Origin of the sequence: Streptomyces sp. NPDC014734, from assembly GCF_043083325.1 — a bacterium.
GTDB lineage: Bacteria > Actinomycetota > Actinomycetes > Streptomycetales > Streptomycetaceae > Streptomyces.
Map to the genome: position 1 here is coordinate 72,141 of NZ_JBIBYN010000008.1, position 22,086 is coordinate 94,226.

The 22,086-nt window shown below is 72.0% G+C and carries 17 protein-coding genes; 8 read left to right on the forward strand and 9 right to left on the reverse strand.

Features of this window, described 5'->3' with window-relative positions; genetic code table 11:
* Window positions 1–149 precede the first annotated feature (149 nt).
* Genes ACF1CT_RS15240 through ACF1CT_RS15250 form a run of 3 tightly spaced genes read left to right on the forward strand, consistent with a single transcriptional unit; the run spans window position 150 to window position 4,182 of the window.
* The gene (locus ACF1CT_RS15240; protein ID WP_391784284.1) at window positions 150–1,049 is read left to right on the forward strand and encodes an SGNH/GDSL hydrolase family protein; all 900 of its coding nucleotides are present in this window, start codon (window positions 150–152) and stop codon (window positions 1,047–1,049) included.
* A 6-nt stretch (window positions 1,050–1,055) separates the two neighbouring features.
* Complete coding sequence (locus tag ACF1CT_RS15245; RefSeq protein ID WP_391784285.1) at window positions 1,056–3,044, forward strand: hypothetical protein; 1,989 nt, start codon at window positions 1,056–1,058, stop codon at window positions 3,042–3,044.
* 40 nt (window positions 3,045–3,084) lie between these two features.
* The gene (locus ACF1CT_RS15250; protein ID WP_391784286.1) at window positions 3,085–4,182 is read left to right on the forward strand and encodes a tyrosine-protein phosphatase; all 1,098 of its coding nucleotides are present in this window, start codon (window positions 3,085–3,087) and stop codon (window positions 4,180–4,182) included.
* A gap of 51 nt (window positions 4,183–4,233) precedes the next feature.
* Here ACF1CT_RS15250 and ACF1CT_RS15255 read toward each other — a convergent pair whose 3' ends face one another.
* On the reverse strand, window positions 4,234–5,352 hold the full coding sequence (locus tag ACF1CT_RS15255; RefSeq protein WP_391784287.1) for an ADP-ribosylglycohydrolase family protein: 1,119 nt from the start codon (window positions 5,350–5,352) through the stop codon (window positions 4,234–4,236).
* Between the two features lie 86 nt (window positions 5,353–5,438).
* On the opposite strand from ACF1CT_RS15255, the gene ACF1CT_RS15260 reads away from it, so the two are divergent.
* A complete protein-coding gene (locus ACF1CT_RS15260) occupies window positions 5,439–5,744 on the forward strand; it encodes a DUF6343 family protein (RefSeq protein ID WP_391784288.1) in 306 nt (101 codons plus the stop codon).
* A gap of 38 nt (window positions 5,745–5,782) precedes the next feature.
* Here the strand turns inward: ACF1CT_RS15260 and ACF1CT_RS15265 are convergent, their stop codons facing one another.
* The 3 genes from ACF1CT_RS15265 to ACF1CT_RS15275 form a co-directional block, all read right to left on the reverse strand.
* A complete protein-coding gene (locus tag ACF1CT_RS15265; RefSeq protein ID WP_391784289.1) occupies window positions 5,783–6,151 on the reverse strand; it encodes a tetratricopeptide repeat protein in 369 nt (122 codons plus the stop codon).
* 100 nt (window positions 6,152–6,251) lie between these two features.
* Complete coding sequence (gene coaE, locus ACF1CT_RS15270; RefSeq protein WP_391784290.1) at window positions 6,252–6,857, reverse strand: dephospho-CoA kinase; 606 nt, start codon at window positions 6,855–6,857, stop codon at window positions 6,252–6,254.
* A complete protein-coding gene (locus tag ACF1CT_RS15275) occupies window positions 6,858–7,796 on the reverse strand; it encodes a PAC2 family protein (protein WP_391784291.1) in 939 nt (312 codons plus the stop codon).
* Between the two features lie 584 nt (window positions 7,797–8,380).
* Here ACF1CT_RS15275 and ACF1CT_RS15280 point away from each other — a divergent pair.
* Complete coding sequence (locus tag ACF1CT_RS15280; RefSeq protein ID WP_391784292.1) at window positions 8,381–9,364, forward strand: right-handed parallel beta-helix repeat-containing protein; 984 nt, start codon at window positions 8,381–8,383, stop codon at window positions 9,362–9,364.
* 159 nt (window positions 9,365–9,523) lie between these two features.
* Here the strand turns inward: ACF1CT_RS15280 and rpsA are convergent, their stop codons facing one another.
* Window positions 9,524–11,032, reverse strand: coding sequence for a 30S ribosomal protein S1 (rpsA, locus tag ACF1CT_RS15285; protein ID WP_073788681.1), 1,509 nt, complete (start codon window positions 11,030–11,032; stop codon window positions 9,524–9,526).
* Window positions 11,033–11,444: 412 nt separating this feature from the next.
* Between rpsA and ACF1CT_RS15290 the strand changes: the two genes are divergently transcribed.
* Both ACF1CT_RS15290 and hrpB read left to right on the forward strand, forming a co-directional pair.
* Window positions 11,445–12,245: a class I SAM-dependent methyltransferase gene (locus ACF1CT_RS15290; RefSeq protein WP_391784489.1), complete on the forward strand. Its 801-nt coding sequence runs from the start codon at window positions 11,445–11,447 to the stop codon at window positions 12,243–12,245.
* A gap of 120 nt (window positions 12,246–12,365) precedes the next feature.
* Entirely contained in the window at window positions 12,366–14,858 is a 2,493-nt protein-coding gene (gene hrpB / locus ACF1CT_RS15295) for an ATP-dependent helicase HrpB (protein ID WP_391784293.1), read from the forward strand.
* A 58-nt stretch (window positions 14,859–14,916) separates the two neighbouring features.
* Here the strand turns inward: hrpB and ACF1CT_RS15300 are convergent, their stop codons facing one another.
* From ACF1CT_RS15300 to ACF1CT_RS15310, 3 genes are all read right to left on the reverse strand, one after another.
* Window positions 14,917–15,927, reverse strand: a complete 1,011-nt coding sequence (locus tag ACF1CT_RS15300) for a DUF3068 domain-containing protein (protein ID WP_391784294.1) — start codon at window positions 15,925–15,927, stop codon at window positions 14,917–14,919.
* Between the two features lie 67 nt (window positions 15,928–15,994).
* Window positions 15,995–16,135: an SPW_0924 family protein gene (locus ACF1CT_RS15305; protein ID WP_391784490.1), complete on the reverse strand. Its 141-nt coding sequence runs from the start codon at window positions 16,133–16,135 to the stop codon at window positions 15,995–15,997.
* Between the two features lie 134 nt (window positions 16,136–16,269).
* Window positions 16,270–17,943, reverse strand: coding sequence for a lytic murein transglycosylase (locus ACF1CT_RS15310; protein WP_391784295.1), 1,674 nt, complete (start codon window positions 17,941–17,943; stop codon window positions 16,270–16,272).
* Window positions 17,944–18,261: 318 nt separating this feature from the next.
* On the opposite strand from ACF1CT_RS15310, the gene ACF1CT_RS15315 reads away from it, so the two are divergent.
* A complete protein-coding gene (locus ACF1CT_RS15315) occupies window positions 18,262–19,170 on the forward strand; it encodes a DUF4184 family protein (RefSeq protein ID WP_391784296.1) in 909 nt (302 codons plus the stop codon).
* A gap of 92 nt (window positions 19,171–19,262) precedes the next feature.
* Here ACF1CT_RS15315 and polA read toward each other — a convergent pair whose 3' ends face one another.
* Window positions 19,263–21,974 (reverse strand): DNA polymerase I, encoded by a 2,712-nt coding sequence (polA, locus tag ACF1CT_RS15320; protein WP_391784297.1) that lies wholly within the window; start codon window positions 21,972–21,974, stop codon window positions 19,263–19,265.
* Window positions 21,975–22,086: the final 112 nt, after the last annotated feature.

The window sequence follows — 22,086 nt, forward strand, 5'->3', positions numbered from 1 at the left end:
TCCGCCCCGACCGGCCGCCGATTGTCACGCGTCACAAGTTCCCCCGCGGAAGTCTGCGTTACCCACCAGTTAAACGACGGCACCTGAGTCTGCATGATGACCGGCGTCACACGCCATGCCACACCTCCCCCCCACCGCCGGAGGATTCTGTGAACCAGCAGCAGAACAAGGCTTTCCGTCGCCCCGTCAGAACAGTGTTGGGCGCGCTCGCCCTGGCCGGACTGGCCCTGGGGACCGGCGCGGTTCCCGCGTCCGCCGCCGCCGATGACACCATTTCCTATGTGGCGCTCGGCGATTCGATGGCCTCCGGGCCGCTCATCCCGGGCATCACCGGGCCGGTGGCCTGCGGACGGTCGACGCACAACTACCCGCACGAACTCGCCGATCGGCTGGGCGCGTCGCTCACCGACGTCACGTGCAGCGGCGCCGCGTCGAAGCACATGACCGAGAAGCAGTCGCTCTCGCTGCTCGACATCCCGATGGGTTCGGCCCCGCCCCAGTTCGACGCGCTCCGCCCGGACACCGACCTGGTGACGCTGACCATCGGCGGCAACGACGCAGGTCTGGTCGGCATCGCGCAGAAGTGCAGCACCCTCGACCCGAACGCCACCCCGTGCAAGGAGAAGTACAACGAGGGCGGCGTGGACCAGGTGGCGCAGCGCATCGCGGAGTTCGCGCCGAAGCTGGGGGCCGTGCTGGACACCATCCACCAGCGTTCGCCGCAGGCCCGGGTGGTCGTGACGGGCTACGGCCTCTACATCAAGCCCGGCGGCTGCTGGCCGGCGCAGCCGGTGCTCCCGGTGGACGCCGACTTCCTGCAGGGCAGCGTCGACCGGATGAACACGACGATCGCCGAGCAGAGCGCCGCGCACGGCGCCGAGTACATCGACCTGGCCACGCCCAGCAAGGGCCACGACTCCTGCCAGGCACCGTCGGACAAGTGGGTCGAGGGGTACGTCCCGACCTCGGTCGCCGCCCCGCTGCACCCCAACCGGGACGGCGAGGCGAACTACGCGGCCATCATCGGCGCGCACATCCAGGGGAGCTGAACCCCGTTGCGGCAGCGACTGCTGCACGGGCTGGCGGCGGCGCTCTGCGCCGCCGCCGTGCTCGTCCCGTCCGCGCCCCCGGCCCGGGCCGCCGCACCGCACACGCCGGGCTGCGACCCGCTGGCAGCGGCCGAATGCCTGCTGCCGTTCCCGAACGACTGGTACACCCGGCCCGACCCCGGCACCGACACCGGCCGCCGGGTCGCCTTCGGCACCACCGACCTCCCGCGCGCCACGACCGGCGGCGCCATCGATCCGACGGCCTGGAACCGGTCCGACGGCTTCTCCCCCGGCTCCACCCTGATCGCCCAGGTACCCGGCATCGACCCGGTGGCGACCGGCGCGGCCCCGCTCACCGACATCGGCCGCTCCCTCGCGCCGGACGCGCCCGTCGTCCTCCTCGACACCGGGACCGGTGAGCGCTGGCCGTACTGGGCCGAACTCGACGCCAACGCCACCGATCCGGCCCGCCGGGCGCTGCTCATCCACCCCGCCCGCAACTTCCGCGACGGTCACCACTACGCCGTGGCCCTGCGGCGGCCGAAGGACAGTGCGGGACACACGATCCCGGCCGCCGCACCGTTCGCCGCCGTCGCCGGGAAGCCGCTCCCGCCCGGTCATCCGCTGCACGCCCGCCAGCGCCAACTGCGCCCGGCGCTCGCCGCGCTGCGCGGGGCCGGGGTGCGGTCCGAGGGCCTGTACCTCGCCTGGGACTTCACCGTCGCGAGCACCCGCAGCCTCACCGGCGATCTCCTCGCCCTCCGCGACGACGCGTTCCGCCGTCTCGGTGACCGTGCTCCCGATGTCGACATCACCGACGTCACGGACCTCACCGCCGAACAGGACCCGAGGATCGCCCGGGAGGTGACCGGCCGGATCCGCGTGCCCGGCTACCTGGACCGGCCCGGCGGCCCGCCCGGGTCGGTCCTGCACCGGGGACGCGACGGAACACCCCGGCGGCTCCCGCGGAACACCCAAATCGCGACGTTCCGCTGCGAGATACCGCGCGCCGCGTTCCGTACCCCCTCCCGGCCCTCCCTCTACGGGCACGGCCTCCTCGGCCGACGCTCCGAGGTCGGCGCGGGCAACGTCAGGGCGATGGCGGCGGAAGGCGACTTCACCTTCTGCGCGACGGACTGGATCGGGATGGCCGAGGAGGACATCCCCGTGGTGCTCGGCGCGCTCGCGGACCCGAACCTCTTCCCCGCCGTCCCGGAACGCACCGAACAGGGCATGCTGAACGCCCTCTTCCTCGCCCGCGCCCTGATCCACCCCCGCGGGCTGACCGCCGACGCCGCCTTCCGCGACGACACCGGACGCCCGCTCCTCGACGTCCGGCACGGCGTCGCGTACGACGGGAACAGCCAGGGCGGAATCCTGGGCGGCGCCCTGCTGGCCGTCTCGCCCGACATCCGGCGCGGGGTCCTCGGCGTCACCGGCATGAACTACGGCCTGCTCCTCAACCGCAGCGCCGACTTCGCGCCGTTCCAGCAGGTCCTTGACCAGTCCTACCCGGACCGGCTGCGGCAGCAGATCGTCCTCCAGCTCTTCCAGATGGTGTGGGACCGCGGCGAGACCGACGGATACGCGAACCACCTCACCGACCACCACCAGGTGCTGATGCACATCGCGTACGGGGACCACCAGGTCGCGAACGCGGCGGCCGACGTGGAGGCACGCACCATCGGCGCCCGGCTGCTCACCCCCGCCCTCGCCCCGGGCCGCAGCCCGGACACCGTCCCGTACTGGGGCATCCGGCCTCTCGCGCGCGGCCAACTCCCCCACAGAGGCTCCGCGATGACGGTGTGGGACAGCGGCACCCCGTCCCCGCCGACCACCAACACCGCGCCCACCGAACCGGAGTACGGCCACGACCCGCACTCCGACCCCCGCAACTCGTCGGCCGCACGTCAGCAGAAGGTCACCTTCCTGACGACCGGTCGTGTCATCAATGTCTGCGGCAACACGCCGTGCACCGCCGTCCCCACCTCCTGACACCCCCCCACCCCCGACAGGGATGCAGACAAGGAGCACCATGCGTACGCACCGCATCGTCCAGGCAGCCGTCGCGGCCGCCCTCCTCGCCGGTACGGTCCTCGCCCCTCCCGCCCTCGCCGCCGCCCCGGCGGGCGCTCCGGCGACGATCGCCGAGGCCGGCGCGCGGGCCGCCGCCGTGCCGTTCACCGCGGCCACCGCCCAGCGCGCCGCCGACGGCGGCTACACCCTCTCCTGGTCGTCCGCGGCCGGTTCGGTGACCGTCACCGCCGTCACCTCCCCCGACGCCACCACCGGCACCCCGGTGGGCAGCGGCCCCGGTACCGGTTCGCTGAACGTTCCCGCGACCGCTCTCTCCGAGGCCGGACGCTGGTACTTCCGGCTGACACCGGACAGCGGCTCGCCCCTCGTCGTCGCCGAACGCTCGCTCGGCATCGACTCCGCCCGCAACTTCCGGGACGTCGGCGGCTACCGCACCACCGACGGCCGCTGGGTGCGGCCGGGCCTGGTCTACCGCTCCAACAAGCTCGACAAACTGACCGACGCCGAGCAGCAGCGCCTGCTCTCCCAGCGGCTCACCCTCGACGTGGACCTGCGCAACGCGGTGGAACGGCACGACGACCCCGACCGGGTACCGGCCGGGGTGACGTACCAGGTCGCCGACGTGGTGTCGCTCAGCCACGGCATCCGCTTCCACGACCCGGCACTGATGACACTGGCCGAGGCCATCGCCGCCGGCCTGTTCTCCGGATCGTCCAACCTCGGCCAGTCCATCGGCTACCCGTTCATGGTCAACTTCGTCGGTGCCGACTACGCGTTCCGGGACCTGCTCACGGCCGTCGCGACGAACGACTCGGGCGCCACGGTCTTCCACTGCAGCTCCGGCAAGGACCGCACCGGGTGGGGCACGGCCGTCCTGCTCACCCTGCTCGGCGTCCCGCGCGAGACCGTCGAGGCGGACTACCTCGCCAGCAACCAGTACACCGGCAACCCGAAGGCCGTCGAACTGAGCTGGCTGCGCGCGGCGTTCGCGGAGGTGGACCACCTCTACGGAGATTTCGGCACCTATGTGCGCGAGGGTCTGAGGCTCGACGACGCGACGGTGGCCGCGCTGCGCGCCAAGCTGCTGACCGACTGACGGCCCGTCACCACCGGTCCGTGCCGCCGACGGCCGGCCGGCCACCGCCCGTCAGCACATCGGGTACCGGTCGTCCGGCCAGTCCACCGCGTGCGCGAACTCCAGGCACAGGTCGTCGGCCACCTCGGTGATCACGCCCCGGCCCTCGGTCGCCACCAGCCAGGACGGCGGAAGGCGCACGTCACCGTGGCGGACACCGACCAGGTTGCCGCAGATCGCACCGGTCGAGTCGCTGTCGCCGGAGTGGTTGACCGAGAGCAGCAGCGCCCCGTCCACCTGGTCGGCGCCCGGCAGCGCCAGGGCGCAGTACACGGCGATGGCCAGGGCCTCCTCGGCGACCCAGCCCGCCCCCAGCGTCTCCACCTTCTCGGCCGTGGGCCGCCCGTCGGCGGCCAGATCGACGGCCGCGCGCAGCGCCGCGGTGGTCTCCTCGTGGCCCGGGTGCCGCCCCAGCAGGTCCATGGCGCGCAGGACCGCGCCCGCCGTCGAGTCGCCCTCCAGGAGGTGGGTGATGATCGCGGCGAGTGCCCCGGCCGCGTACCCGCCGGTCGGATGACCGTGGGTGATCTGCGCGCACCAGTAGGCGAGCCGGAAGCCCTCCTCGGCGTCCCGCCCCACGAGTCCGAACGGGGCGGACCTCATCACGGTGCCGCAGCCCTTGGAGCCGGTGTTCACGGGACCGGGAGCTCCGAGCCGCCCCACCGGTTCCGGGACGTGACCGGTCGCGAGGCCGGTCAGGCAGGCATTGCCGGGGGCCCGGCGCGCGTACAGCCAGGGCTGCCGCCGGAGCCAGCCGGTCCGCACCTGGTCGTCGCCACCGCGCACCGGCGGGGCGGGGTGGTTCTGCGTGTCCAGCCAGCGCAGATAGGCATTGCGCACGATCCCGGTCTCGGCGCCGCCGATCCCCTTCGCCGCCGCCCGGGCATGGGCCCTGATCAGCCCTTCGGCCGTGAACAGGGTCATCTGGGTGTCGTCGGTGACCCGGCCGACGACCCCCTGGTCGTCCGGGAGCAGTCCCCGCACCCCGTACTCCCCCTGCGCGCGCCGGATACCGGCGAGCGAGAGGAACTCCACCGGATTGCCCAGGGCATCCCCGATCGCCCCGCCCAGCAGACAACCCCGCACCCGCGCCCTGCGGTCTGTGCGGTCCTCCCACGATGCGCCGTTCACGTACGATCCCCTCGACTCGATGTCGACATGTACCCATGTCCCCAAAACACCGTCGTGGGTCCATCCTGGTAGGTGAGGCGATCGCCATGCGTACCGGTAACGAACCGACGACGGCCCGCAGTCCCCTGCGACTGCGGCTCTGCCTGAGTCTATGGGGGCTGGCCTGGGCGGTCTTCGGCCTGACGGTCTTCACCCTGACCGACCACCCCGGCTGGGCCGCCGCCTGCGGGCTGCTCCTCCTGCTGGCCCTCGTGGACCTCGCGGTGATCATCCACCACATCCACCAGGGCCCGCACTACCAGCCGGGCCGCGACATCCCACCGTACGAACCCGATCACGGCGGACACGACGGGTACGGCAGGTATGACAGATACGGCAGGTACGGCCACTGATCCGGCCCGTGCCGATCCGCGGACGACCCCGGAAGCGGTCAGTCCGCCGCGCGGAAGCGGGCCGCCCTCAGATACTCCGGCTTCGGGTCGAGGGCGGCGGCCAGCCGGAAGTGGCGAGAGGCCCGATCGGAACGGCCGGAGCGCTCGAAGGTGCGGGCGAGCGCGAAGTGCGCGAAGGCGTTGTCCGGTTCACGCTCCAGAACGAGTTCGAACTCAAGCTCGGCGGGACGCAGTTGGGCGGCGGCGAAGAACGCGCGGGCACGCAGCAGACGGGCCGCGGTGTTCTCCGGATGGGCCGCGATCACCGAATCCAGCAGTTTGACCGCGCCCCGTGGGTCGCGTGCGGCCAGCAGACGTTCCGCGGCACGGAAGTCGATCACATTCGTTTCCGGGGATCTCTCGGACACGTGGCACCTTCCCTTCGCCTCCGGAGCGTCAACACGGGGCAGCGGCCCGGTATTCCGGCGCCCGGAGCCCGCGCCCGGATTCCATCGGGCGGACGGTCCGTCAGCGGCGGGCCCCGGCCCGCCGTGTCAGTTCCGCCCACACCGCGCGCACCTGCGGTTCCAGTTCCGCCAACGGGCCGTCGTTGTCGACGATCAGATCGGCCACGGCACGCCGCTCCTCCCGGGTCGCCTGTGCCGACATCCGGGCACGGGCCTCGGACTCGGTCATGCCGCGCAGCCGGACGAGCCGGTCGAGCTGGGTCCCCGGACCGGCGTCGACCACGACGACCAGGTCGTAGAGCGGTGCGAGGCCGTTCTCGGTGAGGAGGGGCACGTCGTGGACGACGATCGCGTCCTCGCCCGCGGCCCGTTCGAGTTCGGCGGAACGGGCACCGACCAGCGGATGCACGATCGCATTGAGGACGGCGAGCCGCTCGGGGTCGGAGAAGACGATCGAGCCGAGTTTCGGCCGGTCCAGAGCTCCCTCGGCGGTGAGGACATCGGTGCCGAACGCCTCGACGACGGCCGCGAGCCCGGGCGTGCCCGGCTCGACGACCTCGCGCGCGATCCGGTCCGCGTCGATCAGCACGGCCCCGTGACCGACGAGCAGCCGTGACACTTCGCTCTTGCCGGCGCCGATCCCACCGGTCAGCCCCACCTTCAGCATTCAGACATCTCCCTCGCGCTCCGCGAGGAACCGCTCGAATTCGAGGCCGATCTCGTCGGCGGACGGCAGGTCGACCGGCTCGGCGACCAGGTTGCCCCGGGTCTCGGAGCCCGCGACCGCGTCGTACTGGTGCTCAAGCCCCTCGACGAGCGAGACGAGCTCCTCGTCCCCCTGGCCGATCTGCCGCTCGATCTCGGTCTGGGTGCGATGGGCCTCCGTGCGCAGGGTGTGGGCGACGGCCGGCAGGACCAGGCCGGTCGCGGCCGTGACCGCCTCCAGAGCGGTGAGCGCCGCGTCCGGGTAGGCGGAGCGGGCGACGTAGTGCGGCACATGGGCGGCGACTCCGAGGACGTCGTGTCCCGCCTCCATCAGCCGGTATTCGACAAGCGCCGCCGCGGAGCCCGGAACCTGCGCCTCGTCGAACGGGCTGCGGTGCCCGGGCATCAGGTCCGTACGGTTGCCGTGCGGGGTGATGCCGACGGGTCGGGTGTGCGGGACGCCCATCGGAATGCCGTGGAAGTTGACCGCGAGGCGGACACCGAGGCGCTCGACGATCTGCTCGACGGCGGCGGCGAAACGCTCCCACTCCACGTCCGGCTCCGGCCCGGAGAGCAGCAGGAAGGGGGCTCCCGTGGCGTCCTGGACGACCCGGACCTCCAGCGCCGGGGTCTCGTAGGCCGTCCAGCGGTCGCGGCGGAAGGTCAGCAGCGGACGCCGCGCGCGGTAGTCCACCAGCCGGTCGTGGTCGAATCGGGCGACGACCTGGTGCGGCAGCGTTCCCAGCAGGCCGTCGACGATCTGCTCGCCGGTCTCGCCCGCGTCGATGTATCCGTCGAAGTGGTAGAGCATGACCAGGCCGGCCGACTCCTGGGCCAGCGCCATGTCGACGACGGCCAGCCCCTTCGGCTCCCATTCGTACAAACTCTGCGGATCAGGCACGGTTACCGCTCCTCCTCGTGTTCCTGCACAAGAACGTCCGGCGGGGCACGGGCATTCCCGGAACGTGCCCCCACGCCCGACGGTTCATGCCAGCAACCTATGCGAGAGGGCGGGCCCACGGGGCCGTCCCGCTCTGCGCGCCGGGGCGAACCCCGCACCGCACCGCCGGAACATGCGCGCGACGACGGGACGGTGATCACCACGTTGACCTCGCGTCGACGAACTCGCCTGCTCGAATGCCGAGTTCACGGGTTGCCCGGCGCCCCGTGGACCGGACCCGGCGGCGAGGGGTACGCATGTCCCGCCACTTCCCCCCGCCCGCGTGGGGACTTGGGCGGCGGACGCGGGCCGCCGTTCCTTCACCGCCAGGCCGGTCGGCTCCGTTCCCGCCCGTCCCGGCCGTCGACGCACATCCCGCCCCGCGCACTGGTCCGTACCTTGACACGCTCGCGGGGCGTCCCTACCGTCACTCGGCAGCGAGTTCAGGGACTCGCCCCCGTTCACGTACGAGAACACCGCTGTTCAGGTACGGGAGCGTCACGAACCGGGCGTCTCCCGAACTCCTCCGACGGGAAAGGCCCCCCATGCGCATCCGCGCCCTGCTCCCCGCGCTGCTGACCTCCGCACTCCTCACCACCGGCGGCCCCGCCCTCGTCCCCGCCACCGCCGCCCCGGCCGACGCCGCCGTGATCGGCGCCACCGTGATCGATGTGAGCACCGCCGCCCAGCTCAAGTCCGCCCTCGCCGCCGCGGCGCCGGGGGACACGATCCGGCTCGCCGACGGCAGCTACCGCGGCAACTTCAAGGCGACCGTGCCCGGCACCGCGTCCGCCAGGATCACCCTCACCGGCTCCGCCGACGCTGTGCTGACCGCCGGTGGGGGCTACGGTCTGCATCTCGACGGCGCCTCCTACTGGACCGTCCTGGGCATCACCGTCACCGGCGGCCAGAAGGGCATCATGGCCGACGCCGCCACCCATGTCGTGATCGATTCCGTGACCGTGCACGACCTGGACATGGAGGGCGTCCACTTCCGCAGGTCCAGCAGGGACGGCGTCATCAGGAACTCACGGATCCACGACACCGGACACAACGGCCGCGGCATGGGCGAAGGCGTCTACGTCGGCACGGCCGGTGACCTCTCCGACCGGAGCGACGGGGTCCAGATCGTGAACAACACGATAGGTCCGGGGGTAGGCGGCGAGAACGTCGACATCAAGGAGGGCACCACCGGGGCGAGGATCATCGGCAACACCTTCGACGGCAGCGGACTGACCGGCGCCAATTACGACGACTCCTGGGTCGATGTGAAGGGCAACGACGTCCTGGTCGAGGGCAACAGGGGCTCCCGCACGACGAACAACGGCTACGAGACGCACACCCAGCAGAACGGCTGGGGCTGCGGCACCGTCTTCCGCGACAACGCCTCGGACCTGACGGGTTCCACGGGCGACAAGCGGATCGCCATCAACGTCACGAACTTCGCCGCCGACTGTCCGACCACGGTCCACAGCAGCAACACCGTCACCGGCGGCAAGGGGCTGACCAACATCGCGATCACGCCGTAGCACACCCCCGCGAACCGGCCGCGTACGCACATCCGCGGACACGGGTTCGCGGACACGGGTTCGCGGACACGCATGAGGCCCGCCCCCCGAAGGGGACGGGCCTCACCGTCGTCAGCTACTCCGGTCGGTCACCGACCGGCGCCGCGGAGGGGCAGAGCCTCAGCTCTGGCCACCCGCCAGCTTCTCACGCAGGGCGGCCAGGGCCTCGTCCGACGCCAGGGCGCCGGAGTTGTCCGCGGACTCCGAGGAGTACGAGCCACCGCTGCCGCCGGAGGCGGCCGGGGCACCGCCGGCCGGGGCGGCAGCGCCCTCGGCAGCAGCGGCCTCGTCGGCCTCGCGGGACTTGATGACCTGGGCCTGGTGCTGCTCGAAGCGCTGCTGCGCCTCGGCGTACTGCGTCTCCCACGCCTCGCGCTGAGCCTCGTAGCCCTCGAGCCAGTCGTTGGTCTCGGGGTCGAAGCCCTCGGGGTAGATGTAGTTGCCCTGGTCGTCGTACGACGCGGCCATGCCGTACAGGGTCGGGTCGAACTCGACCGAGGCCGGGTCGGCACCGAACGACTCGTTGGCCTGCTTCAGCGAGAGGCTGATGCGGCGGCGCTCCAGGTCGATGTCGATGACCTTGACGAAGATCTCGTCGTTGACCTGGACGACCTGCTCCGGGATCTCCACGTGGCGCTCGGCCAGCTCGGAGATGTGGACCAGGCCCTCGATGCCCTCGTCGACGCGGACGAACGCACCGAACGGAACGAGCTTGGTGACCTTACCGGGAACGACCTGCCCGATCTGGTGCGTGCGGGCGAACTGCTGCCACGGGTCTTCCTGCGTCGCCTTGAGCGACAGGGAGACGCGCTCGCGGTCCATGTCGACGTCGAGGACCTCGACAGTGACCTCCTGGCCGACCTCGACAACCTCGGAGGGGTGGTCGATGTGCTTCCAGGACAGCTCGGAGACGTGCACGAGGCCGTCGACGCCGCCGAGGTCCACGAACGCACCGAAGTTGACGATCGAGGAGACGACGCCGGAGCGGACCTGACCCTTCTGCAGGGTCGTGAGGAACGTCTGGCGGACCTCGCTCTGGGTCTGCTCCAGCCAGGCACGGCGGGACAGGACCACGTTGTTGCGGTTCTTGTCCAGCTCGATGATCTTGGCCTCGAGCTCCTTGCCCACGTAGGGCTGGAGGTCACGGACACGGCGCATCTCGACGAGGGAGGCCGGCAGGAAGCCACGGAGGCCGATGTCGAGGATGAGACCACCCTTGACGACCTCGATGACGGTACCGGTGACGATGCCGTCCTCTTCCTTGATCTTCTCGATCGTGCCCCAGGCACGCTCGTACTGAGCGCGCTTCTTGGACAGGATCAGGCGGCCTTCCTTGTCCTCCTTCTGGAGAACCAGGGCCTCGATCTCGTCGCCGACCTTGACGACCTCGTTGGGGTCGACGTCGTGCTTGATCGAGAGCTCGCGGGAGGGGATGACGCCTTCGGTCTTGTAACCGATGTCGAGCAGGACCTCGTCCCGGTCGACCTTCACGATGACGCCGTCGACGATGTCGCCGTCGTTGAAGTACTTGATCGTCTCGTCGATCGCGGCGAGGAAGGCTTCCTCGTTACCGATGTCGTTGACCGCTACCTGCGGGGTGGTGGCGGTGGTCTCGGTGCTGCTCGTCATGTGGGAAAGGGCTCCGGTACGGACAGTGAGTCGTAGGTACTGCTACGCCAGGAGCCCGTATCGCCTCTGCAGAAGCCGGACAGCCCGGGAAGCACCGGACCCGCCGAACGGGAGGCGCCTCGTGAACCGAGGGGACATACATGCAGATGCGAGCGCGACCTGCTAGGTCTGAGGCGCGCAGGCTCGCAGCGCAACTTGTAGCATACGGGGGCGGCCGGGCACGGTCAATGCGCGAAGGCACACACCAAGGGCGCACCGGGCCATATCCGGCACATTTCGTGCTCTCCGAGGCCGTGTCGGCCGGGCGAGAGCCTCCGTGAACACGGAACCCCGCCGACGGACGACCCCTTGGTACGCACCGCGTGCGACGGGGTGAAGGCAAACTACAACGACGGACCCGATGAGCCAAGAGATGTACACGCCCGAGCCCGAGGCGACGCGCCGCGAGGCCTCGGAGACCGAGAGCAGCCGGGCCAGTCGCGGCTGGTGGGACCGGAACGCCGACGAGTACCAGGGCGACCACGGCACCTTCCTCGGCGACGACCGCTTCGTCTGGGGCCCCGAGGGGCTCGACGAGGCCGAGGCCGGCCTGCTGGGCCCGGCCGGGTCGCTGAGGGGACTGGACGTCCTGGAGATCGGCGCGGGTGCCGCGCAGTGCTCGCGCTGGCTGGCCGCCCGGGGCGCCCGCCCGGTCGCCCTGGATCTGTCGCACCGGCAGTTGCAGCACGCGCTGCGGATCGGCGGCGACGTCCCGCTGGTGGAGGCGGACGCCGGGGTGCTGCCGTTCCGGGACGGGTCGTTCGACCTGGCCTGCTCGGCCTACGGCGCGGTGCCGTTCGTCGCCGAGCCCGTGCGGGTGTTCCGCGAGGTCCACCGGGTGCTGCGGCCGGGCGGGCGCTGGGTCTTCTCGGTGACGCATCCGGTGCGCTGGGCCTTCCCGGACGAGCCGGGTCCCGAGGGTCTGTCGGTCGCGGCGTCCTACTTCGACCGCACTCCCTACGTCGAGCAGGACGAACGGGGCGAGGCCGTGTACGTCGAGCACCACCGCACGCTGGGCGACCGGGTGCGGGACATGGTGGCGGGCGGGTTCCGGCTGGTCGACCTGGTCGAACCGGAGTGGCCCGCCTGGAACCACCAGGAGTGGGGCGGCTGGTCCCCGCTGCGCGGCAATCTGATCCCGGGCACGGCGATCTTCGTCTGCGTACGGGACTGAACTCGGCTAACGGACTGAGACTCCGCGTGCGGGACCGAACCGTGCGCCGGAGGCCGGTCCCCGGGACCGGGACCGGTCCCGGAGTGCGGCCGTCGCGGCGCCTCGTACGAGACTGGGGGCGTGATCCGTACCGACGCCCTGCGACGACTGCCCGTACGCACCGCCCTGCCCGCCCTGGAGCACGCCCTCGACGGGCAGGGGACCGCGGTGCTGTGCGCACCGCCCGGCACCGGCAAGACCACTCTCGTACCGCTGGTCCTGGCCGGCCTGACCGGTGACGGCCCGGCGCGCCGGGTTCTGGTCGCCGAACCGCGACGGATCGCGGCGCGGGCGGCGGCCCGGCGGATGGCCTGGCTCCTCGGTGAGGGCGTCGGCGAACGGGTGGGGTTCACCGTCCGCGGGGAGCGGGTGGTGGGACGCGGGACCGTCGTGGAGGTGGTCACCACCGGAGTGCTGCTCCAGCAGCTCCAGCGCGACCAGGAGCTGGCCGGGGTCGACGCGGTGATCGTCGACGAGTGCCACGAACGGCACCTGGACGCGGACACGGCCGCCGCGTTCCTCCTGGACGTGCGCGAGACGCTCCGGCCCGATCTGCGGCTGGTCGCCGCCTCGGCGACGACGGACGCGGCGGGCTGGGCCCGGTTGCTGGGCGACGCCCCGGTGGTGGAGGCGCGCGGCGTCTCGCATCCGGTGGAGGTGGTGTGGGCGCCGCCCACCGGGACGGTGCGTCCGCCGCACGGAATGCGTGTCGATCCGGCGCTGCTGGGACATGTCGCCGCCACGGTGCGCCGCGCGCTCGACGAGCGGGAGGGCGACGTGCTGTGCTTCCTGCCCGGTGTCGGCGAGATCGGCAGGGTGGCGGGGATGCTGGCGGGCGTGGACGCCGACGTGCTCCAGGTGCACGGACGGGCTCCGGCGGCGGTGCAGGACGCCGTGCTGGCCGGGTCGTCCGACGGCCGGCGGGTGGTGCTGGCGACGTCGGTCGCGGAGTCGTCGCTGACGGTGCCCGGGGTGCGCGTGGTGGTGGACTCGGGGCTGGCAAGGGAGCCGCGCACGGATCACGCACGGGGGCTGGGCGCGCTGACGACCGTACGGGCCTCGCAGGCGGCGGGGAGGCAACGGGCGGGACGGGCCGGGCGCGAGGCGCCCGGGGTGGTGTACCGCTGCTGGCAGCAGGCGGAGGACGGGCGGCTCGCGCGGTTCCCGTCCCCGGAGATCGCGGTCGCCGATCTGACGGCGTTCGCCCTGCAGGCGGCCTGCTGGGGCGATCCGGACGCGTCGCGGCTGGCGCTGCTCGATCCTCCGCCCGCCGGCGCGATGGCGGCGGCGCGCGAGGTGCTGGCGGCGGTCGGTGCGGTGGACGCCCGGGGGCGGGCCACCGAGCGGGGCGTGCGGATGTCCCGGCTGGGTCTGCATCCGCGACTGGCCCGGGCGCTGCTGGACGGCGCCGCCGAGGTGGGCGGGCGGCGGGCTGCCGAGGTGGTGGCGCTGCTGAGCGAGGAGCCGCCGCGCGCGTACGGGGACGATCTGGCCGCGGCGCTGCGTACCGCACGGCGCGGCGGGGACGGCTATGCGGCGCGCTGGCGGCAGGAGGTCCGGCGGCTCTCCTCGTCGGTCGACGGGACCGCCGGGGGCGCCCCGGCCGACGATGCCGCGGTGGGTCTGGTGGCCGCGCTGGCGTTCCCCGAGCGGGTGGCGCGGGCGCGGGGGGCGGGCACGTTCCTGATGGCGTCGGGGACGGGTGCGCAGGTGGGCGAGGGGTCCGGGCTGCACCGTGCGTCATGGCTGGCGGTCGCGGTCGCCGACCGGCCCGCCCACGCGGCGTCCGCGCGGGTGCGGCTCGCCGCCGTGATCGACGAGGACACCGCCCGCACGGCCGCCGGGCATGTGCGGGTCACGGGCGAGGAGGTCCGCTGGGCGGACGGCGATGTGGTGGCCCGTCGGGTGGAACGGCTGGGCGCGATCGAGTTGTCGGTGCGTCCGTTGCGCGATCCGGCGCCCGCCGCGGTGCGCGAGGCGCTGGCCGACGGGATGCGGCGCGAGGGGCTGGGGCTGCTGCGCTGGACGCGGGAGGCGGAGCAGTTGCGGGAGCGGCTCGCGTTTCTGCGGCGGACGAGGGGGGCGCCCTGGCCTGATGTGTCGGACGACGCCCTGGCGGCACGTACCGGGGAGTGGCTGGAGCCCGAGTTGTCGCGGGCCCGGCGGCGTTCGGATCTGGCGCGGATCGACGCGGGGCAGGCGCTGCGCAGGCTGCTGCCGTGGGCGACGGGCGAGGCGGCCCGGCTGGACGAGCTGGCGCCGGACCGGATCGAGGTGCCGAGCGGTTCCCGGATCAGGGTGGACTACGGGGGGACGCAACCGGTGCTCGCGGTGAAGGTCCAGGAGTTGTTCGGCCTGCGGGAGACGCCGTCCGTGGCCGGGGTGCCGGTGCTGGTCCATCTCCTCTCCCCCGCGGGCCGGCCCGCGGCGGTCACCGCGGACCTGGCGTCGTTCTGGCGGGAGGGGTACCGGGCGGTGCGGGCGGAACTGCGCGGCCGCTATCCGAAGCATCCGTGGCCGGAGGATCCCACGACGGCGGAGGCGACGCGGTTCACGAAGAGGGCGGGGCGGTAGGCGGGGCGGGTGGAGGGGTCCGGTGACGTCCGGATCGGGCTTCCTCCGGCGCCCCTGCTCAGACGGGGGCGGGCGCCGGGCCGGGAGCGCCCCCGGGTGCGTCGTCGGGGCGTTCCGCGTCAGGCCGGCGTGAGCGCGCCTCCAGCCACAGGGCGAGGACGAGCAGCAGCGCACCGAGCGCCAGGAAGCCCCACGGCAGGTACGAGGTGAGCAGCAGGACCAGTACCCGCTGGGACTTGACGAGGGCGACGGTCGAGTCGATGTAGTCCGCGCGCATCTTCACGTGCCCGGCGAACACGGTGACGGTGTCCTGCGGCAGGCCCATCGCCTTGGCGTTGCGCAGTTCCTCGCGGTGGACCTCCTCGCCGTTGACGGGTGCTCCGGTGACCGGGTCGACCCAGAACATCCGCTTGGTGGTGTACCAGCGGGTCATGCCGGTCTTCGCGATCTGGTCCGGGGTGAGGCCCTTGACGGGCATCTTCTTCGGCATCGGGACCTTGGTCCACGGGACGGTCTGTTCGAAGTAGTAGACCTCCATGCCGTGGAAGGTGCGGGTGCCCCGGTAGTGGATGGGCGAGGTGGTGCGGGCCTGGGCGTCGAAATACTCGTAGTCGCGTTTCTCGGTGAGGAAGGGCCACTTGAACTCGATGCCCTCGCGCCTGACCGGGTCGCCGTCGACCATTTCGCCGGTGGCGTGGACGGGTGCCTGGCTGTGGGCGTCGAAGATGTAGCGCTCGGGGATCTCGGAGACCATCTTGCCGTCCGGGCCGGCCACGAAGCTGAGGGCGTCCCAGACGACGACGTCGCGCCCGGCGTCGCGTTCGATCTTCTCGGACTCCTCCACGTTGCCCTTGAGGGTCTGCACGATGGTGACCCGGGGCACCTGCTTGACCTTCATGTTGTCGTTGTAGTCGAGGAGGGTGGCGGGCTTCGCCTCCAGCACCATCTCCTGGTACTGGCTGGGCGGGATCTTCGCCAGCCTCGGGAAGGCGTACCAGCGCAGCAGGGGCGCCATGGCGGTGAAGAAGACGGCGAGGGCCAGGAGTACGAGGCTGGCTCGGCGGCGCATGGTGGTGCCCTCCTTCTGCTTCGTGCTTCTGCGGCTTCGCCGCTTTCGTGGTGCCGACGGCTCGCGGTCACGGGTTCCCGGGGCTCGGGACGGTGGTCAGCAGGGGTTTGGGCGAGGTCTTTCCGGCCGGGGCGCCGATCGCGCTGACGGTGAGGACGAGCGCGAGGGCCGCGGCGAGTCCGATCGCGGCGGCGACGAGGGCACGCATGTCGGTCCTCCCGGTGAGCACGAATCTGATGGTGCGTCAGGATTGGGGCACCGTAGCAACACGGGCGCGAGAGGGGAACACGTGGAGCGGCCCCTCTGCCGGGTGGCGGAGGGGCCGCGGTGGTACGGGGGCCGTCAGGCGGCGGGGGCCTCGACCGTGAGCTCGATGATCAGCGTGGCGCCGCCCTCGGTGGTGAGGCGCAGCTTGTACGTGCCCTCGGTGCCGTCGGCGTGGATCGTCGGGAGTTTCAGCACGCCGTGCTCGTCCGTCCTCAGGTCGGCGAGGGTGCGGACCGCCTTGCCGTCCGCGTCCTCGAAGTACGGACCCTTGTCGTTCTCGACCGGCTCGTCGGCGTCGGTGATCATGGTGGCGGTGACCGCGACACCGGTGGCGGCCGCGTCCTTGTAGGTGGCCGCGACCTCGACGGTGTCGGCGAACTCCGTGCCGGGTGCGGCGGTCAGGACCTTGTCGTCGGTCCTGGTCAGCGCGTCGGCCCGGCGGGCGGTGACGGTCGCGGCGTAGGTGACGGCGGGCAGCGAGCGGCCGGTGGCGACGGCCCGCACGGTGAACGTGCCGGTCTTCTCGCCCGCCTTCAGCACCGGGGCGGTGACCGTCCCGTCGGCTCCGGTGAGGAGGGTGACCGCGGTCTTCCCGCCGGTGAAGGCGGCGTCCGTGTCACCGGTGACCGTGAAGGTGACGGATACCTTGGCGAGTGGGCCGCCGAGGGTGTTCTCGGCCCGCACCTTGATCCGCTCGGCGAACGCGTCGCCCGCGGTGGCGGACAGGGGGCCGGTACCCGCGTTCTCCACCTTGGCGAGGGTCTGGGACGGGGTCGGGGTCGGGGTCGGAGTGGGGGTCGGCGACGGGCCGGTGGTGCCGCCACCTGGCTTCGACGGGTCGGGGCTCGGCTTCGGTTTCGGCTTCGGCTTGGTGCTTCCGGACGGCGAGGGGGACGGGCTCGTGGTGCCGGGGCCCGGGTCCGAGCCGCCGCCGAGGCCGGGAGGTACCGTGCCGGTGCCGTCGGGGATCTCGTGGGTGCCGCGCTTGTAGTAGTCGAACCAGGAACGGACCGTGCGCAGGTACGCGTTCGAGTGGTTGTAGCTCAGCACCGCCCGGTCGAGGTCCGTGGCGAGGGACAGGTCGCGCGAACCCGCGCAGAGGTAGCGGCCGGCGGCGAGTGCCGCGTCGTAGATGTTGTTGGGGTCCCTGCGGCCGTCACCGTTGCCGTCCTGGCCCCAGTTCGCCCAGGTGGACGGGATGAACTGCATCGGGCCGACGGCGCGGTCGTGCGTCGCGTCCCCGTCGTACTCCCCGTTGTCGGTGTCCTTGATCAGGGCGAAGCCCCGGCCGTCGAGCACCGGGCCGAGAATCGGGGAGAACGTGGTGCCGTTCGCGTCGACGCGTCCTCCGCGGGCGTGGCCGGACTCGACCTTGCCGATCGCGGCGAGCAGCTGCCACGGCAGCCGACAGGCGGCGTCGCTGTCGGCAAGGATCTGTTCCGCCTTCTTGTAGGCGGCCAGAACCGAGGCCGGTATGCCGGATTCCGAGCCACCGGTGAGGGGGGACTCGGTCGTGGTACTCGGCCTGTCGGACGTGTTCAGCGGCGGCAGCTCCGTGTAGTAGGGCGAGTTGCCGGTGGCCACGCTGTCGTCCGGCGGGGGCGTCGTGCCCGCCGACTGCGGGTCACCGTCGGCGCTGACCAGCGGTGTTCCGGGTGCCCCCGAGGCGGACAGCGCCGCCACGGCGATGGCGGCCACGGCGGTGGTGGTCGCCCCCTTGCGAAGTCGGCGACCGAACTGCGCTGCCATACCCGTGGTCCCTCCCCGTAGTCGGCTGCCCGCGCTCCCCGGCGCCAGGACTCAGGCGACCCTACGGCAACTCGTACGGCCGGGGCACTGTGTACTGACCGGTTCTTACCTGTTTTTCACGTTCCGGTCGCCAAGTTGTACAGCGGTGGTGCGGTGGCGGACGCCGACTCCGCCCGGTGGGCGACGGCTCTGGGCAGTGGGCGACGGCTCCGGGCAGTGGGCGACGGCTCCGGGCAGTGGGCGACGGCTCCGGGCGACGGGCGACGGGCGACGGGCGACGGGCGACGGGCGACGGGCGACTCGCGCATACTTGCCGCCATGCCGTTCACACTCAGTCATGCCGCGGCCGTGCTACCGGGGATGCGACGCGACGGCACGGGGCGCGGCCCGCTCCTCGCGTCGGCCCTCATCGCGGGCTCGTTCGCCCCCGACCTGACGTACTTCGCGGACTCGGTGATCCCCGGCGCCATGGAGTTCGGGCAGGTCACGCATGCGGTGTGGGGCGTGTTCACGGTCGATGTGCTGATCACCGCGGCGGCGGTGGCACTGTGGCTGCTGGTGCGCGAACCACTGGTGGCGTTGTTGCCGAGGACCTGGCAGGGGCGGGTCCACACGTTCCTCCGGGGGCGTGCCGCGAGCGGCCCTGAGACCCGGAACGGCCGGTCCGGCCCATGGGTCCGGGAAGACGCGTGGGTCCGGGAGGGCGCATGGGTCCGGGAAGCGGCGTGGTTCGCGCTGTCGGCGGTGATCGGGGCCGCCACCCACGTCGCCTGGGACGCCTTCACGCATCACGGCCGCCGGGGTGTGCGGTTGGTCCCGGGGCTCGACGCGAGCGTCGCCGGATACCCGGTGTTCCAGTTGGTGCAGTACGGCAGTTCGGCGGTGGCCCTGGGCGTGCTCGCCTGGTTCACGGCGTCGGGACTGCGGCGCACCGGGCCGCGTCCGGCCCCGCCGGGCGTCCCGGTGCTGAGCCGACGCGGCCGCCGGGCGGCGGGGACGCTGCTGGGCGTCTGCGTACTGCTCGGCCTCGCGCACCGGTGCGCGCGCTGGTACGCGTACTTCGGGCACATCGACACCCCGCTGGATATCATCCCGACCGCCTGCTTCGGTGCCGGGGCGGGACTGGCCGGGGGGCTGGTGCTGTACGGGACGTGGATGCGGCTGCGACGACCGCGCACGCCCGCACCCACCTCCCCCAGCACCGAACGGGCCCGCTCGCCCCGCTGACCCCCGGCCTGCGGCACCCCGGGCCCGGAACAACCGGTGCCGGGCGGGCCGCTTCCGCCCCCGCCCGGCTCCCGCCCCACCGGGCACGCCCGTCAGTGCGCGGCGGACTCCCAGTCCGTCCCCACACCGACCGACACGTCCAGCGGGGCGCGCAACTGCACGGCCGTGGACATCTCGTGGCGGACGATCTCCTCCACCCGTTCCCGCTCGCCCCGGGCGATCTCCAGCACGATTTCGTCATGGACCTGGAGCAGCATCCGGGACTTCAGCCCCGCCTCCGTCAACGCCCGGTCGACCTGGAGCATGGCGACCTTGACGATGTCCGCCGCCGTGCCCTGGATCGGCGCGTTGAGCGCCATCCGCTCGGCCATCTCACGACGCTGGCGATTGTCGCTGTTGAGATCCGGGAGGTACCGGCGACGGCCGAAGACCGTCTCGGTGTAGCCGGTGGCCCTGGCCTCCTCCACCACCCGGTGCAGATAGTCGCGCACCCCGCCGAACCGCTCGAAGTAGGTGTCCATCAGGCCGCGCGCCTCACCCGCCTCGATGTTCAGCTGCTGGGAGAGACCGAACGCCGAGAGCCCGTACGCCAGCCCGTAACTCATCGCCTTGATCTTGCGGCGCATCTCCGGGTCGACCGCCGGCTTGTCGACCCCGAACACCTGGGAGGCGACCGTGGTGTGCAGGTCCTCGCCGGAGGTGAACGCCTCGATCAGACCCGCGTCCTCGGAGAGGTGCGCCATCACCCGCAGTTCGATCTGGCTGTAGTCGGCCGTCATCAGCGACTCGAAGCCCTCGCCGACGACGAAGCCCCGGCGGATGGCCCGGCCCTCGTCCGTACGGACCGGGATGTTCTGCAGGTTGGGGTCGGTGGAGGAGAGCCGGCCGGTCGCCGCCACCGTCTGGTTGAACGTGGTGTGGATACGGCCGTCCGCCGCGATCGTCTTGATCAGACCCTCGACGGTGACCCGCAGCTTCGCCTGCTCGCGGTGGCGCAGCATGATGACCGGCAGCTCGTGCTCCGTCTGCCCGGCGAGCCAGGCCAGGGCATCGGCGTCCGTCGTGTACCCGGTCTTGGTCTTCTTCGTCTTCGGCAGCCCCAGCTCACCGAAGAGGACCTCCTGCAACTGCTTGGGCGACCCGAGGTTGAACTCCCGGCCGACCGCCGCGTGCGCCTCCTTCACCGCCTGCTGCACCGCGCCCGCGAACTGCTGCTCCATGCCCTCCAGATGGGACCGGTAGGCGGCGATGCCATGCCGCTCCAGGCGGGCCAGCAGCACGGACGTCGGCAGTTCCATGTCGTGCAGCAGCTCGGCCGCCCCGACCTCCGCGAGCCGGATACCGAAGGCCTCGCCCAGATCCAGCACCGCCCGGGCCTGCGCCATCAGGGCATCGGCCTCGGCCCGGTCGTCCGCGCCGAAGGCCAACTGGCCGTCGGGCGCCGACGCGGGTACCAGCTCCCGGCCCAGGTACTCCACCGCCAACGCGTCGAGCGCGAAGGAGCGGCGGCCGGGCTTGACCAGATAGGCGGCCAGGGCGGTGTCCATCGTGACACCGCCGACCCGCCAGCCGTGCTCCGGGAAGACCCGCATGGCGTTCTTCGCGTTGTGCATGACCTTCGGCCGCCGAGCGTCGGCGATCCACGCGGCGAACGCCCGCTCGTCACCCTCGTCGAGCTCCGCGGGATCGAACCAGGCGGCGGCGCCACCGGCCGCGGCGAGCGCCACCTCGGTGACCGTGCCGGCGCCCAGCGACCAGGTGTCGACGGTGGCGACCCCCAGCGGCTCCCCGCCGTGCTCGGCGAGCCACGGCGCCAGCTCGCCCGCGCCCAGCACCGAACCGTCCAGCTCGACACCCGCCGCGGGCGCCGGGGACTCGTCCTCGGCCGCGCCCGGATCGACGGCCAGCAACCGCTCGCGCAGACTCGGATTGCGGATCTCCAGCACATCCAGCACCCCCGTCACCGCCGTGCGGTCGTACGGGGCCCGCTCCAGGTCCTGCGCGGTCTTCGGCAGCTCCACGTCACGGACCATCTCCGTCAGCCGACGGTTCAGCCGCACCGCGTCCAGATGGTCCCGGAAGTTCTGCCCGGCCTTGCCCTTGACCTCCTCCGCACGCTCCACCAGCTCCGCGAAGGAACCGAACTGCTTGATCCACTTCGCGGCGGTCTTCTCCCCCACGCCCGGGATGCCCGGGAGGTTGTCCGACGGGTCACCCCGCAGCGCCGCGAAGTCCGGATACTGCTGCGGCGTGAGACCGTACTTCTCCTCGACCTTCTCCGGGGTGAAACGCGTCAGCTCCGAGACACCCTTCGTCGGGTACAGCACGGTGACGTTGTCCGTGATCAGCTGGAACGAATCCCGGTCACCCGTGACGATCAGCACCTCGAACCCCGCCGCCTCGGCCTGCGTGGCCAGCGTCGCGATGACGTCGTCCGCCTCGAAACCGTCGACCGCGAAACGATCGGCACGCATCGCGTCCAGCAGCTCGCCGATCAGCTCGACCTGCCCCCGGAACTCGTCCGGGGTCTTCGACCTGTTCGCCTTGTACTCCGGGAACTCCTCCGAGCGCCACGTCTTGCGGGACACGTCGAACGCCACCGCGAAATGCGTCGGCGCCTCGTCACGCAACGTGTTCGCCAGCATCGACGCGAAGCCGTACACCGCGTTCGTCGTCTGCCCCGACCCGGTCGTGAAATTCTCCGCCGGCAGCGCAAAGAACGCCCGGTACGCCAGGGAATGCCCGTCCATCAGGAGCAGGCGCGGTCGGTTGTCTGCCGTCTTCTTCGATGCCGTCTCAGCCACGCCCCCGATCCTGCCACGGACCACCGACAAACCCGACCGGACCTCGCTCGACCCCCCTCACTGTCAGTGCCGCGTGACAGGATCGGGGAACCAAGGACAATCGAGGGAGAAC

Excerpts from the sequence above, each read along its gene's own strand:
- ACF1CT_RS15300 (WP_391784294.1), bottom strand. The coding sequence starts at position 15,927 with ATGCGCCGCCGAGCCAGCCTCGTACTCCTGGCCCTCGCCGTCTTCTTC.
- ACF1CT_RS15250 (WP_391784286.1), top strand. The coding sequence starts at position 3,085 with ATGCGTACGCACCGCATCGTCCAGGCAGCCGTCGCGGCCGCCCTCCTC.
- ACF1CT_RS15280 (WP_391784292.1), top strand. The coding sequence starts at position 8,381 with ATGCGCATCCGCGCCCTGCTCCCCGCGCTGCTGACCTCCGCACTCCTC.
- ACF1CT_RS15310 (WP_391784295.1), bottom strand. The coding sequence starts at position 17,943 with ATGGCAGCGCAGTTCGGTCGCCGACTTCGCAAGGGGGCGACCACCACC.
- rpsA (WP_073788681.1), bottom strand. The coding sequence starts at position 11,032 with ATGACGAGCAGCACCGAGACCACCGCCACCACCCCGCAGGTAGCGGTC.
- ACF1CT_RS15260 (WP_391784288.1), top strand. The coding sequence starts at position 5,439 with ATGCGTACCGGTAACGAACCGACGACGGCCCGCAGTCCCCTGCGACTG.
- ACF1CT_RS15290 (WP_391784489.1), top strand. The coding sequence starts at position 11,445 with ATGTACACGCCCGAGCCCGAGGCGACGCGCCGCGAGGCCTCGGAGACC.
- coaE (WP_391784290.1), bottom strand. The coding sequence starts at position 6,857 with ATGCTGAAGGTGGGGCTGACCGGTGGGATCGGCGCCGGCAAGAGCGAA.
- ACF1CT_RS15305 (WP_391784490.1), bottom strand. The coding sequence starts at position 16,135 with ATGCGTGCCCTCGTCGCCGCCGCGATCGGACTCGCCGCGGCCCTCGCG.
- ACF1CT_RS15315 (WP_391784296.1), top strand. The coding sequence starts at position 18,262 with ATGCCGTTCACACTCAGTCATGCCGCGGCCGTGCTACCGGGGATGCGA.